The following is a 15,444-nucleotide window of genomic DNA, read 5'->3' on the forward strand; positions in this document are numbered from 1 at the left end:
AAAATTTTTAAATCATGACCAAAAAAAGTTTTTTAACAATTTTGTGGATTGCCTTGCTCATTGGGACCGGAATTTTCATCCTTTTAAGTAATGTAAAAAGTTTTGAAAATTACTTGATCAGCCTTTCCATTTCTGGATTATACAGTTTTGTGATTGCGGGCGGAAATGGAGTTGCTAATGATTATTTGAATACCAAATACTCCTGGGTGGACCAAACCCGAATGAGAACAATCATGGGAGTTATTTCTACTATTTTTGTAAATGTAATTTTGGTGCTTTTCTGTAACTACATTAATTTTATCGTATTTCAGAAACATGATTCTTCTCTATTTTTTTCAGGTGATATGGGCTTTTTTAATTGGCTCATGATTAATATTGCCCTTCTAATTTCTGCTATCTTGCATGCGAAAGGCTTCATCGAAGAATGGAAAAAATCTACCCGAAAAGAAGTAGTAGAACAGAAATTAATTGCAAAATCCGCCAATGCGCAGTTTGAGAGTTTAAAAAATCAGCTCGATCCCCATTTTCTTTTTAACTCTCTAAATGTTCTGAGTTCATTAATTGATGAAAACCCGACTCAGGCACAAAGATTTACAGCTTCGATGTCTAAAATCTACCGCTATGTTCTGGAGCAGAAAGATAAAGAATTGGTGACGGTAGAAGAAGAGATAGAATTTGCAAAAACCTATTGCAATCTGCTGGAAACTCGATTTGAAGACAGTGTTAGTTTTGACTTCCAGATGGATGAAAATACGCTGAAATCTTATGTTGTTCCCCTTTCTCTGCAATTATTACTGGAAAACTGCATCAAACATAATTTTGCCACTTCATCGAAACCATTGCACATAGAAATTTATTCTGAAAACGGATATTTGCTTATCGAAAATAATTTGCAACAGCGAGAACAAGTGAAAGAAAGCGCAGGAATAGGGCTTTCGAATATCGTACAGCGTTATGCTTTGCTCACCAAACAAAATGTATTTATAGAGAAATCTCCAGACTTTTTTAAAGTGAAAATTCCCATGTTAACCCAAAAAATTAGCGCCATGTCATTGCCAATATCATCAGAGTCCAGCGCTTATCAAAAAGCCGCCAAACGAGTTGAAGAATTGAAAGGTTTTTACAGTAACCTGACCTCCTATTGTATTATAATCCCCTTTTTAGTATTCATTAATCTTTACACTTATCCAAAATATCTTTGGTTTGTCTGGCCCATGTTAGGGTGGGGATTTGGCTTAACTATGCATGCTTTAAAAACCTTCGGAATTGGAAGAAACTGGGAAGAGAAACAGATTCAGAAAATTTTAGACAGACAAAATTCAAAAAACTAATATGATGGAAAATAGATTAAACAAAGAATTTGATTATTCAATTGCGCGGGAAAGAGTTCTTTAACTCAAGAAATTTTACGGGAGTCTTATATTTTTTGTCCTCGTCTTACAGGTTATCTCATTTGGAAATATTACAAAAATTATGGTGATGTGGGCGAAAGCAATTTTTTAGAATTCAATAACTGGGCTGTGATTTTTTGGATTTGGGGACTTATATTAATTTTAAAAACAATTAAAATATTCTTCTTTAATCAAAATTGGGAAAGAAGAATGATGGACAGAGAACTTAATAAATAAGACTATGGAAAATTTTAACCAGAACGAAATCAAATATTTAGAAGCTCAAAAGCGTGTAAAAATACTCAAAGGGTTTTACATTCATGCAGCCGTTTATCTTTTGGTAAACCTCTTCATTATTGGACAGAGCGTACAGCGTGGATCCTCCCTTTCTGATCAGGATAATTACTGGACCGCCATTTTTTGGGGCGTTGGATTATTGGGACATGCCATTAGCGTTTTCCTGCCCAATATATTAATGGGAAAAGATTGGGAAGAGCGAAAAATTAGGGAAATAATGGATAAAAATAAATAGTTTTAGACTTGCAATTATAAATTTAAAAAGGTGAAAATAATCAAGACGGTCATTATAGAAGATGAAAAACCTGCCGCTAGAAAACTGGAGCGATTGGTTGGTTTAATTCCTCATTTACAATTGGTTGCCACGCTACATTCTGTAGAAGAAGGTGTGGAGTGGTTTCAAAATAATCCACACCCGGATTTAATCTTTTCTGATATTGTTTTAGGTGATGGATTGTCCTTCGATATTTTCGAAAAGGTAGCTACCAAAAGCTTTATGATTTACACCACGGCTTTTGATCAGTACACTTTGAAAGCTTTTAAACTCAATTCCATTGATTATTTATTAAAGCCCATCATGCAAGAAGATTTGGAAAATGCAGTGGAAAAATACAAAAGCTTCTTACCCGGAGATTCCAATTATAACACGTTGGAAATTAAATCTTTAATCAAGGAAGAGAAGCAAAAACTATCTCGGATTTTGGTGAAGATTGGTTACAATTTGAAAGTGGTGCAAACGGATTCTGTTTCTTGTTTTTACAGTGAAAATAAAATTGTGTATCTCCAGACTTCTGAACGTGCATTTCCCACCGATTTTACTTTAGATGAATTGCAAGAAGTTCTCGAGGACAAAATTTTTTTCCGCGTGAACCGACAGTTTATGATCAACTCCAATTTCATTAATAACATTCACACTTCTCCTTATTACAAAGTAGAAATGGAGTTTCAGCCGTCAGAGGAAATTACGGTGAGTCGCGATCGCGTGAAGGATTTTAAGGATTGGTTGAGTAATTAGCCAGAAAAAGACAACCTGAATTTAAGTTCACACTTTTTTAAAGTGGAGCATGATTTTTTTTGAGTATTTGTCGAGCACATCCTAGGCTTTCTTCCAATTTTGCTTGAACGAATGTGAACCCAAACTTCAACGTCTTTCTTAAGTAATTCCTTAATGATTCTGCCCCCAAGATTTCCGGTTCCGCCTGCGACGATTACTGTTTTGTTGGTCATTTGGTTTTTTTTTGGAAGTTGCTACTGATTTTTAAAATTCTTTTAAAACGGAACAGATCAGCATTTATTTTTTGCTCAATTTCACAAACACATTATTTTAATACTCTTTCGTTATGATTGGCAATATTATAAATGAAATCCAGTATAAATATGATTTTATATTTTTTTAATGAATGATATGTAAAATCGGTTCAATTATATTTTTTTTGCTAATTTTGGATTGTGGAAGAACAAGGTTTCATAGAAATTAGGGTTGATAATTTCGCTCAAACATTAACCCCTAAAGACGTCGATATTAACGAGGTTAAAACTGTTATATCCGACATCGAAACATTCTTGTATCCGACACGAGATGAAAAAAAACTTAGACCACAAATATCATATGATATTGAGTCTGGATCAGCCAAACATAAATTTTTTCTTCCTATATCTGCCGTTATTCTTTTCAACGGTCTGACTTCTGAGATTAATAAAAGAAAATCTTTGGATTTCTTAGATTATAAACGACAAGAAATAATTGATAGGCTTCAACAAAAAGCTCTTAAAGAAGGTTTTAAGATTGAATTTAATAGTTCTTTATCAAAAGAACCACTACTAATTATTGATTCTCAAACTTCTTATAATATGATTTCGCCTCAATTTTATAATAGTGAGTTTTATCTTTATGGTGAGATTTATCAAGAAGGTGGAAAAAATCCCAATATTCATATTTCTACATCAAAATTTGGAAATTTAACTATTTCTGCTACTAAAGAACAAATTTTAAATGGGGATAAAAAAACATATAAACCTTATGGAATAAAAGTAGCAGGTAAGAAAAACTTATCAGACGGTAAGTTTAGCGATTTGAAGTTGGTTGAATTTATATCATATCTTCCTGTTTTTGATAAAAGTCTATTAGATAAGGTTATTGAAAGAGCCTCATATAATTTGAGCAAAATAAAGAATGTAGATAACTGGATTGAAAGTTTAAAAACCGACACCGTATGAAGGATATAAAAAGCGTCCTTCTAGATAATTCTTTTGTTACTAGACTATTAAAATCCGATGATGAATACCACGAAAATGTTGTAAAATATTATCAATATTTTCTTGAAAATAATATTGTTTTATTTCTATCTACAATAGTTGTGAGTGAATATGCGGTGGCGGATAATCCTGACAATCTATTGGCATTGAATTCTATGCAATTATTAGAATTTGATTATGGCGATGCTAAAATTTCTGGTGAATACTTTTCAGTATTTAAAGACGATTATCCTTTGAGAGAGTTGGAAAAAAGAAAGGTTATAATAAATGATTTAAAACTTTTTGCTCAGATAAAGAATAGAGGAATTGATGCATTTATCACAAAAGACAGAAAAGCACTTCCCAAAATGATTGAACCGTTGAGACAAAATAAAGGGTTACATTTTGAATTTATAGATTTGACAATTCCAGTGGCAGAAAGTTTGGGGATTTTATTTTAGTAACCCAATTAACTTATCACACCACTTCCCACCAACTCATCCCCCAAATACCAAGCAGCAAACTGTCCTTCTGCAATCGCAGATTGGGGATTTTCAAACTCGATATAGAAACCTTCTTCAAATTGATAGAGCGTCGCTTCTTCCAAAGTTTGTCGGTAGCGGATTCTGGCTTTTACGTTCATTGATTCGCCATTTTGCAAACGCAGATCTTCCCGAACCCAATGAACTTCTGAGTTTTCTATTTTTAAAGCGCTTCTGAAAAGTCCCGGGAAATTTCTTCCTTCGCCGACAAAAACGATATTTTTTTCGATATCTCTGGAAATCAAAAAGCAAGATTCTACATGTCCGCCAATTCCCAAACCTTTACTTTGTCCGATTGTAAAATAATGAGCACCCTGATGTTTGCCAATTACTTTTCCGTCTGATTTTTCGTATTTTATTTTCTGAGAAAGAAATTGCAATTCTTCCAATTTTGAAGAAAATTGAGGCGTTTTGTGATGAAAACCGGGGAAATCTTTAAAAATCTCTACAATTTCACCTTCTTTTGGTTCCAGCTGTTGTTGTAGAAAAGTTGGTAAACTCACTTTTCCGATAAAACATAAACCTTGCGAATCCTTTTTATCTGCCGTCACCAAACCCATTTCTCTGGCGATTTCCCGAACTTCAGGTTTCGTCAATGCTCCAATTGGGAACAAAGATTTCGACAACTGATCCTGATTCAACTGACACAGGAAATACGACTGATCTTTATTGTTATCTGCTCCCGCCAAAAGGTGAAAAATTTCTTTTCCATTTTCGTCAAGAGTAGAATTCACCTGTGCGTAATGTCCCGTTGCAACTTTCTCAGCACCAAGTGATAAGGCTGTTTTCATGAACACGTCAAACTTCACTTCACGGTTACACAAAACATCAGGATTCGGCGTTCGGCCTTTTTTATATTCCTCGAACATATAATCCACGATTTTCTCCTTATACAATTCGCTCATATCAATCACCTGATAAGGGATTCCGAGTTTTTGCGCCACCATCAAAGCATCATTACTGTCTTCAATCCAGGGACATTCATCCTCCAAAGTAACGGAGGCATCATTCCAGTTTCGCATAAAAAGCGCGATCACTTCATGCCCTTGTTTCTGCAGCAAATACGCTGCAACACTGGAATCTACCCCTCCAGAAAGTCCAACTACAATTTTCATAGGTTCATTTTATAAAGCATTTCAAGGATGCTCTTTAGTGAGGCGCAAATTTACGATATTAAAAGCACTTTTCTAAGGAGCAAGAAGAGTTTCGCTTCTTTCAAGACTCGTCCCGCTTTCCACTCTATCTTTTTATTTTTCCGAAAAAAATAAAAAGGATGCCGTCCCAATCGGGGCTAGAAGCAATTGTTGTTCATTTCTTAAAAATTTTACGCTGGATAGAATTGAAATCGCATAGGAATTATAGAAGTTTTCGATTTCAAAAAAAGCCTTACTTTTGAGTTGCTAAATATTCAAAATATGAAAAAATTTATTCTGCTTTTATTATTAATAACCGGAACCTCAATATATGCTCAGATCAGAACATCCAGCAATATTGGGGGAGAAAGTTCAAAGTGGACTTTTGGCGGCTCGGCTGGACTTGGTGGAACTTTCGGCAGTGGAAACAGTGGCACTTCTGTTTACCTTTCGCCCAGAGTGGGCTATAAAATTATGCCTAATTTAGAAGGCGGTTTAGCCACGAACTTCACTTGGTCTAATTCGGAATATTTTACCGCTACCACCTTTGGTGTTGGACCTTACGTTAACTATTACATCGCAAGGAATTTTTATTTGAGCGGCATGTTTCAGGAGTATTTTTTCACTCAGAAAAATAAGTTCACAGACCAAAAATATTCGGGAGACGAAGCCGCGCTTTACCTTGGTGGCGGTTACATGCAGAAAATTGGGGGAAGCGCCTATTTGCAAATTGGCGGAATGTATAATGTTCTTTATGATAAAGAAAAATCTGTATTTGGAAGTGGATTTATTCCCAGTGTAGGTGTTGTTTTTGGACTTTAAAAAAATAGCCGGAACAGAGCAACTTCATAAATCTTAACAACAAAAAGATCTCCTGAATTTCAGGAGATTTTTCTTTAGAAGTAAAGTTTAAGGTTTGCTCGCCAAAAAATATTCTGCTTCAGCTCTTCCCCAAGTTGGATGCATTGCAGATTTTGGTTGGTACACTTTAAACTGATCCAGAGACTTTTGAAATAATTGCAGCCCTTTTGTTTTGCTGCCACCAAATTGTTCCGGAACAAAGTAGGTGTCTTCGGCCTTCAACAAAGTGATGCGTGGATTTTCGGGGTCTAATTTTTCAGCTTTTCCTAAGGCTTCTTCGCCCAACATTCCTTCGCTCATAAATCTTCCTTGCGGATCAACCATCATTTTTAAACCGTGTATCATTTTTTGCAAGATTAAAATTTCCGCATTTTCCTTGCTCAATTCACTGGCTTTATTTAAACTTTTCTGTGCTTCTGCTGCAATGGGATCCAATTGAGCAACATTTCCGGTTCTCATTAAAAGTCTGCCTTTTTCTATGGTAGAATGGGCGGCGTAATAGAAAGGGAGCCATTGCGTTTTCTCTTTTTCGCCTATTCTGGTAAAGTCGTTCGAAATCGCTCCAAGTTCTTCTGGTGTTTTGGCATGTTCCAATTTTGCCGTTTTTTCAGTCATGATTTTTTCAAATCCAGTTTGAGCAAAGCTGCTTGTAGCAATAATAAGCGCGAAGATTAACATTAATTTTTTCATGGTGTTACATTTTTAGGGGTTGTTATCTTTTTGATGAGCCAAAGGTATTGTCTGAAATCTGTTGGTGAAATTCTTTTTTTCTGAAGGGTTGATTTTGATTTCTGAATGGTTATTGCAGATTATTATTAATGGCATCTTCGGTTCTGTCTATACCAAAACTGATGAAGGCTCCGATAAAAATAAAAGTGTTTGCGGACGGTAAAACAGCTCTGCTTCTGGATCCGTCTGCAGAGAAATTGTAGCCATAAATATTTTTCTGATTTAAAACATTGTTAATTGCGAGGACAAGGACCGTAAAAGATTTTGCGTCCTTTTTTCCTAAATTGGGTAAGTAATTAAAACTGAAATTTAATGAACTGAAATCTTTCAGCTTCCCATTATTACCTAAAAAGAAATTACCTTCATTATCTGGTCGGAAGTTATAATAAGGTCGCCCGGAAGCATAAGTATAAGACATATTAAATCCAGTTTTCCAGGTACTAACAAACTTTTTTGCGACTAACGATAAAGTATGTTTTGCAGCGAAACTGGGATATAAACTTCGATCATAATTTTGAAAATCACGCTTTGAATCCAGAAATGAGTAAGAAATCCAATAATCAATGTCCTGGATTGATTTTTTATCTCGCCAAAAAATTTCCAGGCCTTTTGCAAATCCCTCACCCTTATTTTTAACGGCAATATCCCTGTAATCTAAAAATTTAGTTTTAATCAAATCCGCGTAGGATTTATAGAAGGCTTCGGCACGAAAACTGCGACCTTCAGAAGATTTTTGAACTTGTAAAATGTAGTGTTCAGCACGTTGGTAATCTAAAACATTTGGGCCAAAAAATTTGCTTTCTGGATTTTGATAAAAAATTCCGTATGCCAATGAACTTGTCCAGTTTTTAGAGATTCTGTAGGCCATGGCAAATCGAGGTGCAATATTCCATTGATCTAAAGCGGAGGAATATTCTGAACGCAGACCAATTTTAGCCGAGAGGTTATTGCTAAATCCCAAATCTGTTTCGGCAAAAAGGGAGGAAATGGCATCTTTAAATTCATAAGGACTTGGAGCCAATGAAATTCTGGTGGTTTCCTTGGTTTTATTCCATTCTAAACCTGCTCTTACCGCTGATATTTTATTAATTTTTCTTTCTATTATTCCTTTTGCGTTGAAGTAATTTCCCTCATTGTCTATGGTATTACGGTTGAAATCTACATTTTGCAAAGAATTACGGAGGTTGATCAAGCTGCTATTGTAGGTGTAGGAACTTCCTAGGTTCAAAACATACTTTCCAAATTTTTGCCGGAAAGAAAGATTGTGGAAGGTGTTTTTCCCTTTCAAATCGGTTTGGTCAAAATCAACATCGGGCTCTAAGCTTTCTTCTTGTAGTCCAATTCTATTTGCATCAAAGCTGCCGTAATATTTTAAAATTCCACCGCCTTTATTTTTAAGCCTGAAATTGAAATTGGTACCAAAACCTTCAGGTGCTTTCGTAAACCCATTGTTGAATTTGATGATTTTGGTCATCAATCCAATGTTAGAATAGCCTGCAGAAATTCCAAAGGATTTGGTTTTTTCTTCGTTCACATTTTGAAATCCTGCATTGAGGAAGATGGGCGAAATTCCAATATCTACAGAATTTCTTTCGGGAAAATCAATACTTTCTAAAACCAAAACCGAAGATAAAGCTTGGCCATATAAGGCGGAATAACCGCCACTCGAGAATACATTGCCTTTAAATAAAGAAGTATTGAGTCTATCCATAGACTTCACGCCCGGAATTGAATTACCGAAAAAATTATTAACCAGGTTACCATCCATAAAAAATTTGGTTTCCGTTCCCGTTCCACCGCGAACAAATAATCCTTCAGTCTCCCCAATTTTCTGCACACCGGGAAGTGTTTCCAAAGCGGAGGAAATCTGGCCATTTGCTCCTGCCGTGGTATAAATATCTATAGGAGTCAAAAGTGCGGTTGCGCGTTTTTTATCACTCGCTTCGATGGAACCTGCTGAAATTACCACGGCATCAATCTCTGAAATCTCTTCTTTTAAATCTATGTTTTGAGTGAGATTAGACTCTGCAATATTGATCTCTTTTTCAACTTCCACAAATTTTGGATTCGTAAAAACTAAAATGTGTGGACCCTTTTCCGCTGTAGAAAAAGTGTAATTTCCCTCGGAATTTGTGGTTGCACCCTCGTAAGTATTTTTCAGCGTGACTGAAATTTCTTGTGCTCCTTTATTTTTGAAGTTGACTTTACCAGAGATTTGCACTTGAGACTGGAGAAAGAAGCCCATCAAAATAGCAATCAATAATAAAACTTTGTGTAGGATAAAGCTTTGCATGGTATAATTTTATACTTCAAATCTAGTACGGAATACCTTTTGCTAAAAAATTTTGTTGCTGAATGGCAGTTTTTGCTTACTGAATTGCAATCATGATTCCCGTCAATTCGATTCGCTTTGAAAATGACTAACTTTCTAAAAATATTATTATGAAAATTACAACTCTTTCAGTTCTTTTTGGTGCAGCACTTTTCGCGGTATCATGTACAACCACTAAAACCTACACGGTAATGTCTAAAAGTGGAACAGCGACGCAAGGAACAGCAAAATTTACCCAAACGGGTAAAAATGTAGAAATGGACTTAAACGTTTACAAACTAACCCCAGGAATTCACGCGGTTCATATACATGAAAAAGGGGATTGCTCAGCAGCAGACGGATCATCTGCAGGCGGACACTGGAATCCAACAACCATGGATCACGGAAAATGGGACACCGCAGCTTTCCACATGGGAGATATTGGAAACTTAAATGCAGATAAAAACGGAACAGCGCGAGTAATCTTTAAAACTGATAAATGGTGTATCGGTTGTAATGATCCAGCAAAAAACATCATCGGTAAATCTATTATTGTTCACGCAGATAAAGATGATTTTAAAACTCAACCTACAGGAAATGCTGGTGGTAGAGTAGGTTGCGTAGAAATTAAGTAGAACTTATTGATAGTATTTATTTAAGAAGAAGAAAAACTCTTCCATTCTAAAAATATTATTGAACACTACATAAGAGCACATTAAGCAAACCGAGACGTACAAGAATGTTGTAATTTTCGGATTGTTTTTATAGGTGAAAAATAACCACCCGAGAAGCAGCGGATACACAAAAACAAAGTGTCCACCGTAGATGTAAGAAGTGTGTAAACCAAATTTTAGGATGCAGTGAATGAGGATATCAACAAAAAAGGATATCATTAAAATCTGCACCAATTTGTTCTTAAAATTTTTCACGTAAGACCAAATAATCATCAGTACTAACGTTGCAATCAATACGTACGGCAACCAAGAATGATAAACTTCCATAAAAAGGGCTTTGTAATTAAAGCCCTTTTTGTTGTGGTAATCTCGCGTTACAAAATCTGATAATAGAATGTTGCCGCCAAAAAACCAAGAGGCAATCATATCCCAAATCGGGGTGACTTTCGGTTTAGAGAATTTTTCATATTGTTCTCCTGATTTATTCAGGAAGTTGAGATATTTAAAGTCAATTCTGTACAGAAATAGCAGCACAAAAACGGCCACAGAAATCGCTACGCGAATGACCGCATTCCCAATTTTTTTTCCACTTTTAAAAATATTCTTTTCAAAGAGCAATGGAATATAAACTTTTAAAGCATTGGTCACGGTTAATCCCCCAATGAAAACGGTTGCGAAGGTAAGTGCAGTAGCCGGAATTTTTTCTTCTTTTTTCATTTTCAACGCGGTATAATAATTGAAAAGGATGAGGAAGAACAGCGTGTAGGTATAAGTTTCTGGCGTGAAAGAGAGCAAAATATTCGTGGAGAAAAAGGCATAGAATACAAGAATCAGCAGGGAGATCTTCTGAGGCAAACCAATGATGTTTTTCAAATATTTATAAATCTGAACAATGCTTAAACTGATGGCTAAATTACTGATCCAGGCTAAAACCAGGCGAAAAGTTTCATCTTTTTTGCCGTCAGAAATCCAGAGTGCAAAGTTTCGGAGCCAATCAAAAAAGTAATTCGCAAGTGGATGTCTTTCAAATCCGCCACCGGTCATCACGATTGCCCGATTATCGAAACTAAAGTACGCATCCCACGGAATGCGGTCATCGAAAATAATTCTGTAGTTCAGCGCGATAGAAGTTCCTAAAATTCCATAACCTGTGAGAAAAATCAGAAACAATAAAGCCTCAAAGTTGGTGGCGGGAAATACCGTTTTTAGAAAGCCGAAAAATTTTTTTTTGAAAACCAAAATATAGAATTTCGGCAAAAGTAAGCAATTTTAGGAACTGCAGGAAAGCGTGGAGCATCCAACTTGTCCATTATAAAGGGCAGGGCGCTTTTTAGAAAATTCTGGAAATAATTCCTCGTACGGATTTTCCAAAGCCTTCTGAAGTTTTAAAAATAGATCCTTTTTTCCTTCATTCATTTCTTGTATGCATTCAAACAGCAAGTAATTTCTCAGGATAAATTTTGGATTTGTTTTCGCCATTAAGGCATTTGATTCCGCTCTCGAAATTTCATTTTTCGCCAAACGATTAAAATATAAGTTGATAAATTCTGAAAATTGCAACGATTCTTCCTCAGATAAAAAATGATAAAAAATGTCTTGAAAATGATCTTTTAAATTCATTCCATTCTCAAACCTTTCTAATTTATTAAAGAAAAGAGTATAATCAATTTTTAAATCTTCCATTACTTTTTGAGCATTGGTGAAAAACTCACCGTCGCCTTCTAAAAGTTCATTGAACCCAAATTTATCAGCCATCATGAGATCATGTTTCTGCCAAAAGTTTTCGGTGAAGTCATTCAGTATTTTTTCTAAAATCTTTTCATCTTTGATGAGGGGAAAAAGTGCATTGGCCAATTGCCAGAGATTCCACTGTGCAATTTTGGCTTGACTTCCGAAAGCATATCTTCTGCCGGGTAAATCCGTTGTGTTCGGCGTAAAACTTAAGTCATATTCATCCAAAAAAGAAAAGGGACCGTAATCTATGGTCAAGCCCAAAGCGGACATATTATCCGTATTCATCACGCCATGTACAAATCCCACACGATACCACTCTACCATTAAATCTGCAGTTCGGTTTGCAATTTTTTGAAATAATTCGGCATATTTTTGAGGGTCGTTTTCGGAGATTTCGGCATAGTAATTTGTAATGGTGAAATCTGTTAACTTTTTTAAAGTTTCAGTTTCTTGCTGGGCGGAAAGCAATTCAAAATGGCCAAAACGCAAAAAACTTTCCGCGGTTCGCATCATGACGGCGCCTTTTTCATACTGTGGATTGCCATCATACATCATGTCCCGCACAATGTCTTCACCGGAAAATGATAGAGAAAGTGATCTCGTTGTCGGTACGCCCAAATGATGCATGGCTTCGCTCATTAAATATTCTCGAATCGAAGATCTTAAAACGGCACGTCCATCTGCATGTCTGGAATAAGGCGTTGCACCGGCTCCTTTCCATTGAAGCTCCGTTTTTTTTCCATGTTCATTCGTAATTTCTCCGGCAAAAATAGCGCGACCATCACCTAATTGACCGGCCCAATTTCCAAACTGATGTCCGGCATAAGCAGTTGCGTACGTTTTAATATTATCTGGAAGCTTTGAAGCATTAAGAAAATCTTCATCCTGGCTATTTCCCAATTTTCCTAAACCAATTTCTACCGCCAAATTTTCATTGAAGCTAATCAATTCAGCTTGGTCAAATCCCATAATTTCAGTGGTAGAAAAAACCATCTTTGGGGTTTGTCTTTGTTGCTTATCTCCAGATTGATCTCCAGGGAAATTTTCTAAATAAGGTTGGTGGATGAGGTCTAAATTCATATTTCAAAGATCGCTAAAAAAAATATCCTTCCAAAAAAATTTGGAAGGATATTCTCTATGGGAATGATTTTGATTTATTTGTTAAAATCAATATCATCACCCGTATTTATTTTTTCATTCACCGTCTCTTCACGGGTTCCTGAAGATTTTTTCGGCACAATTACCGGTGCTATAGGTTCTGGATTTTTTAATTCTTCCATGGTTTGCAAGCCGCCATCGTCGCCATACCCACCAAGTCCTTGTAGATCGGAACAGCTGCCGGTCCAGTTGGAAGGTTTTACAAATTTATCATCAGGAGAAATACCTAATTCTTTATCTTCCCAAACTTTTTTCATGAAGATTGCCCAGATCGGAAGTGCCATTTTAGCACCTTGACCTTCCCCAGTTCCGCGGAAGTGAGTCGCGCGATCTTCCCATCCGACCCAAACACCGGTGGCTAAATTTGGAGTAATTCCCATAAACCAACCATCTGAATTATTTTGAGTGGTACCTGTTTTACCTGCAATTTCTGTGGTTTTTGGAATACCTTTTCGGCCCAGTTCTCCAGAAGCAGTTCCATATTCTGCAACGCCTTTCATTAAATCAATCATGGTATAGGCGTACAATTCATTCATTACTTCTTTCAAGACTGGCTTCACTTCTTTTATCACACGTCCGTTTGCGTCTTCAATCCTCCAAATCATTTCGGGTTTGATGTAATTACCATAGTTGGCAAAAGTGCTGTATGCTCCTAACATTTCAAAAATCGTAATATCTGAAGAACCTAAAGCAACTGCATATTCATTCGGAATTTCTTCTGTTACTCCTAAATCTCTTGCGGTTTGGATGACGCTTTTTGGTGTAGTCATTTCAATTAAACGAACTGCAACAGGATTTTTGGAATTTGCCAAAGCATCCCGAAGTGTTAAACTTCCCCCAGATCCTTCTACAGTCCAAGTTCCTTTTCTGTAGGTTGCATTCGAAACCGTGGAGCAAGGAGTCATTCCTAATTTCATAATCGCTGTAGCATAAACGAAAGGTTTGAAAGTAGATCCAACCTGTCTTTTACCTTGCTTGATGTGATCATACTGAAAATGCTGCCAGTTTATTCCACCCACCCAAGCTTTAATCTCCCCAGTTCCGGGAACCATGGACATTAAACCAGCTTGTGCAATTTGTTTGTGATAGCGGATAGAATCCCAAGGCGAAATTTCTACTTCCTCTTCTCCTTTCCAAGTAAATCTGGATGTTTTAATCGGTTTTTTAAAATCCAACATAATGGAATCTTCAGATACGCCAGCATTTTTCAACTGTTTATAACGTCCAGTTCGTTTCATAGCGCTTAACATGATGCTGCTGATTTGTTCATCATTGATGAGATAAAAAGGGGCTTGTTTTCTGCCACGCTGTTCAGCATCAAACCGCTGCTGAAGATCTGTTAAGTGTTCCTTGATTGCTTCTTCTGCATATTTTTGCATTTTTGAATCAAGGGTAATGTAAATTTTCAGACCGTCTTTGTATAAGTTTAAAGTCTTACCCGTTTTCTTTTCATAATCGTTTAGATAATTGGTAATTTCTTTTCTTAGGTAAGATTTATAATATGCAGAATAACCTTCGTCAATGGATTTTATGGGTTGATAATCCAAAACAATATCAGTAGCAACTGCTTTATTGTAGTTTTCTTGGTCTAGATAACCTGTCTTTAACATTTGATCCAATACGACATCTCTCCTCGCTTTTGCGCGTTCCATATTCCGCATGGGATTATTTTTCACAGGATTTTCTAGCATTGCCACAAAAATTGCAGCCTCCGGCAGAGTTAATTTAGATGCAGACTTGTTGAAATAAATACGAGACGCCATTTCAATTCCATTCGCATTATAAAGGAAATCGAACTTATTGAAATAAAGGGTGATGATTTCTTCTTTCGTATATCTCTTCTCTAAACTCACGGCAACTACCCATTCTTTCAATTTCTGAAAAACCCGCTGGATTTTATTTTGCGATGCGTTACCCGTGAACAATAGTTTTGAAAGTTGCTGCGTAATAGTAGATCCGCCACCTCGGTTTCCACCATAAACTACGGCTCTGGCAACGGATTGCAAATCAATCCCAGAGTGTTCTTTAAAACGCTCATCTTCTTTGGCTTGTAAGGCATAAATTAAATAGGGCGGTAATTCTTTATAGGTTACAGGTTGCGTTTTTTCTTTTTCAAATTTTCCTAAAAGTTTTCCATCTGAGGAATAAATTTCAGAAGCCACATAAATATCTGGATTTTCCAATTCTTTTACGTTGGGCATATCCCCAAGAAAACCTTGAGAAACTGCAAAGAATAGTCCTGCAATCCCTAAAACAAGCGCAATTACGCCCATCCATATAAATTTGACCCATCTTTTCCAAGCAGTGTTTTTCACTTTTTTTGGCGGAAGCGGAAATGTTTGCCTTGCTTTATTCCCAGGGTTTGTTTTATTCTCCATA

13 protein-coding genes are annotated in these 15,444 nt (G+C 36.2%); 7 read left to right on the forward strand and 6 right to left on the reverse strand.

Annotated elements, in window-relative coordinates:
* The first annotated feature begins 14 nt into the window (after positions 1 to 14).
* The 5 genes from RCH13_RS11595 to RCH13_RS11615 all read left to right on the forward strand — a co-directional run bounded on the left by RCH13_RS11595 (position 15) and on the right by RCH13_RS11615 (position 4,384).
* Positions 15 to 1,331, forward strand: coding sequence for a 2TM domain-containing protein (locus RCH13_RS11595; RefSeq protein ID WP_326987410.1), 1,317 nt, complete (start codon positions 15 to 17; stop codon positions 1,329 to 1,331).
* A gap of 301 nt (positions 1,332 to 1,632) precedes the next feature.
* Positions 1,633 to 1,923, forward strand: coding sequence for a 2TM domain-containing protein (locus tag RCH13_RS11600; RefSeq protein ID WP_326987411.1), 291 nt, complete (start codon positions 1,633 to 1,635; stop codon positions 1,921 to 1,923).
* A gap of 36 nt (positions 1,924 to 1,959) precedes the next feature.
* Positions 1,960 to 2,703 carry a LytR/AlgR family response regulator transcription factor gene (locus tag RCH13_RS11605; protein WP_326987462.1) on the forward strand — a complete coding sequence of 248 codons (744 nt, stop codon included), beginning with the start codon at positions 1,960 to 1,962 and terminating at the stop codon, positions 2,701 to 2,703.
* 434 nt (positions 2,704 to 3,137) lie between these two features.
* On the forward strand, positions 3,138 to 3,905 hold the full coding sequence (locus RCH13_RS11610) for a hypothetical protein (RefSeq protein ID WP_326987412.1): 768 nt from the start codon (positions 3,138 to 3,140) through the stop codon (positions 3,903 to 3,905).
* Entirely contained in the window at positions 3,902 to 4,384 is a 483-nt protein-coding gene (locus RCH13_RS11615; protein WP_326987413.1) for a PIN domain-containing protein, read from the forward strand. Before RCH13_RS11610 ends, RCH13_RS11615 begins: the two co-directional genes overlap by 4 nt.
* An 8-nt stretch (positions 4,385 to 4,392) precedes the next feature.
* On the opposite strand, the gene mnmA is transcribed toward RCH13_RS11615, so the two are convergent.
* Positions 4,393 to 5,580 carry a tRNA 2-thiouridine(34) synthase MnmA gene (gene mnmA, locus RCH13_RS11620; RefSeq protein WP_326987414.1) on the reverse strand — a complete coding sequence of 396 codons (1,188 nt, stop codon included), beginning with the start codon at positions 5,578 to 5,580 and terminating at the stop codon, positions 4,393 to 4,395.
* A gap of 300 nt (positions 5,581 to 5,880) precedes the next feature.
* Here mnmA and RCH13_RS11625 point away from each other — a divergent pair, with 300 nt between their 5' ends.
* Positions 5,881 to 6,420, forward strand: a complete 540-nt coding sequence (locus RCH13_RS11625) for a hypothetical protein (protein WP_326987415.1) — start codon at positions 5,881 to 5,883, stop codon at positions 6,418 to 6,420.
* A gap of 87 nt (positions 6,421 to 6,507) precedes the next feature.
* Here RCH13_RS11625 and RCH13_RS11630 read toward each other — a convergent pair whose 3' ends face one another.
* Together RCH13_RS11630 and RCH13_RS11635 are read right to left on the reverse strand one after the other, a co-directional pair.
* Positions 6,508 to 7,149: a hypothetical protein gene (locus RCH13_RS11630; protein WP_326987416.1), complete on the reverse strand. Its 642-nt coding sequence runs from the start codon at positions 7,147 to 7,149 to the stop codon at positions 6,508 to 6,510.
* Between the two features lie 109 nt (positions 7,150 to 7,258).
* On the reverse strand, positions 7,259 to 9,481 hold the full coding sequence (locus RCH13_RS11635) for a TonB-dependent receptor (protein ID WP_326987417.1): 2,223 nt from the start codon (positions 9,479 to 9,481) through the stop codon (positions 7,259 to 7,261).
* Between the two features lie 149 nt (positions 9,482 to 9,630).
* Here RCH13_RS11635 and RCH13_RS11640 point away from each other — a divergent pair, with 149 nt between their 5' ends.
* Positions 9,631 to 10,134 carry a superoxide dismutase family protein gene (locus RCH13_RS11640; RefSeq protein WP_326987418.1) on the forward strand — a complete coding sequence of 168 codons (504 nt, stop codon included), beginning with the start codon at positions 9,631 to 9,633 and terminating at the stop codon, positions 10,132 to 10,134.
* Positions 10,135 to 10,137: 3 nt separating this feature from the next.
* On the opposite strand, the gene RCH13_RS11645 is transcribed toward RCH13_RS11640, so the two are convergent.
* The 3 genes from RCH13_RS11645 to RCH13_RS11655 all read right to left on the reverse strand — a co-directional run bounded on the left by RCH13_RS11645 (position 10,138) and on the right by RCH13_RS11655 (position 15,443).
* Positions 10,138 to 11,430 carry a DUF6080 domain-containing protein gene (locus RCH13_RS11645; protein ID WP_326987419.1) on the reverse strand — a complete coding sequence of 431 codons (1,293 nt, stop codon included), beginning with the start codon at positions 11,428 to 11,430 and terminating at the stop codon, positions 10,138 to 10,140.
* 12 nt (positions 11,431 to 11,442) lie between these two features.
* The gene (locus tag RCH13_RS11650) at positions 11,443 to 12,987 is read right to left on the reverse strand and encodes a protein adenylyltransferase SelO (protein WP_326987420.1); all 1,545 of its coding nucleotides are present in this window, start codon (positions 12,985 to 12,987) and stop codon (positions 11,443 to 11,445) included.
* Between the two features lie 74 nt (positions 12,988 to 13,061).
* On the reverse strand, positions 13,062 to 15,443 hold the full coding sequence (locus RCH13_RS11655; RefSeq protein WP_326987421.1) for a penicillin-binding protein 1A: 2,382 nt from the start codon (positions 15,441 to 15,443) through the stop codon (positions 13,062 to 13,064).
* Position 15,444 lies beyond the last annotated feature (1 nt).

It is taken from the genome of Chryseobacterium sp. MP_3.2 (assembly GCF_035984805.1).
Classification (GTDB): Bacteria; Bacteroidota; Bacteroidia; order Flavobacteriales; family Weeksellaceae; genus Kaistella.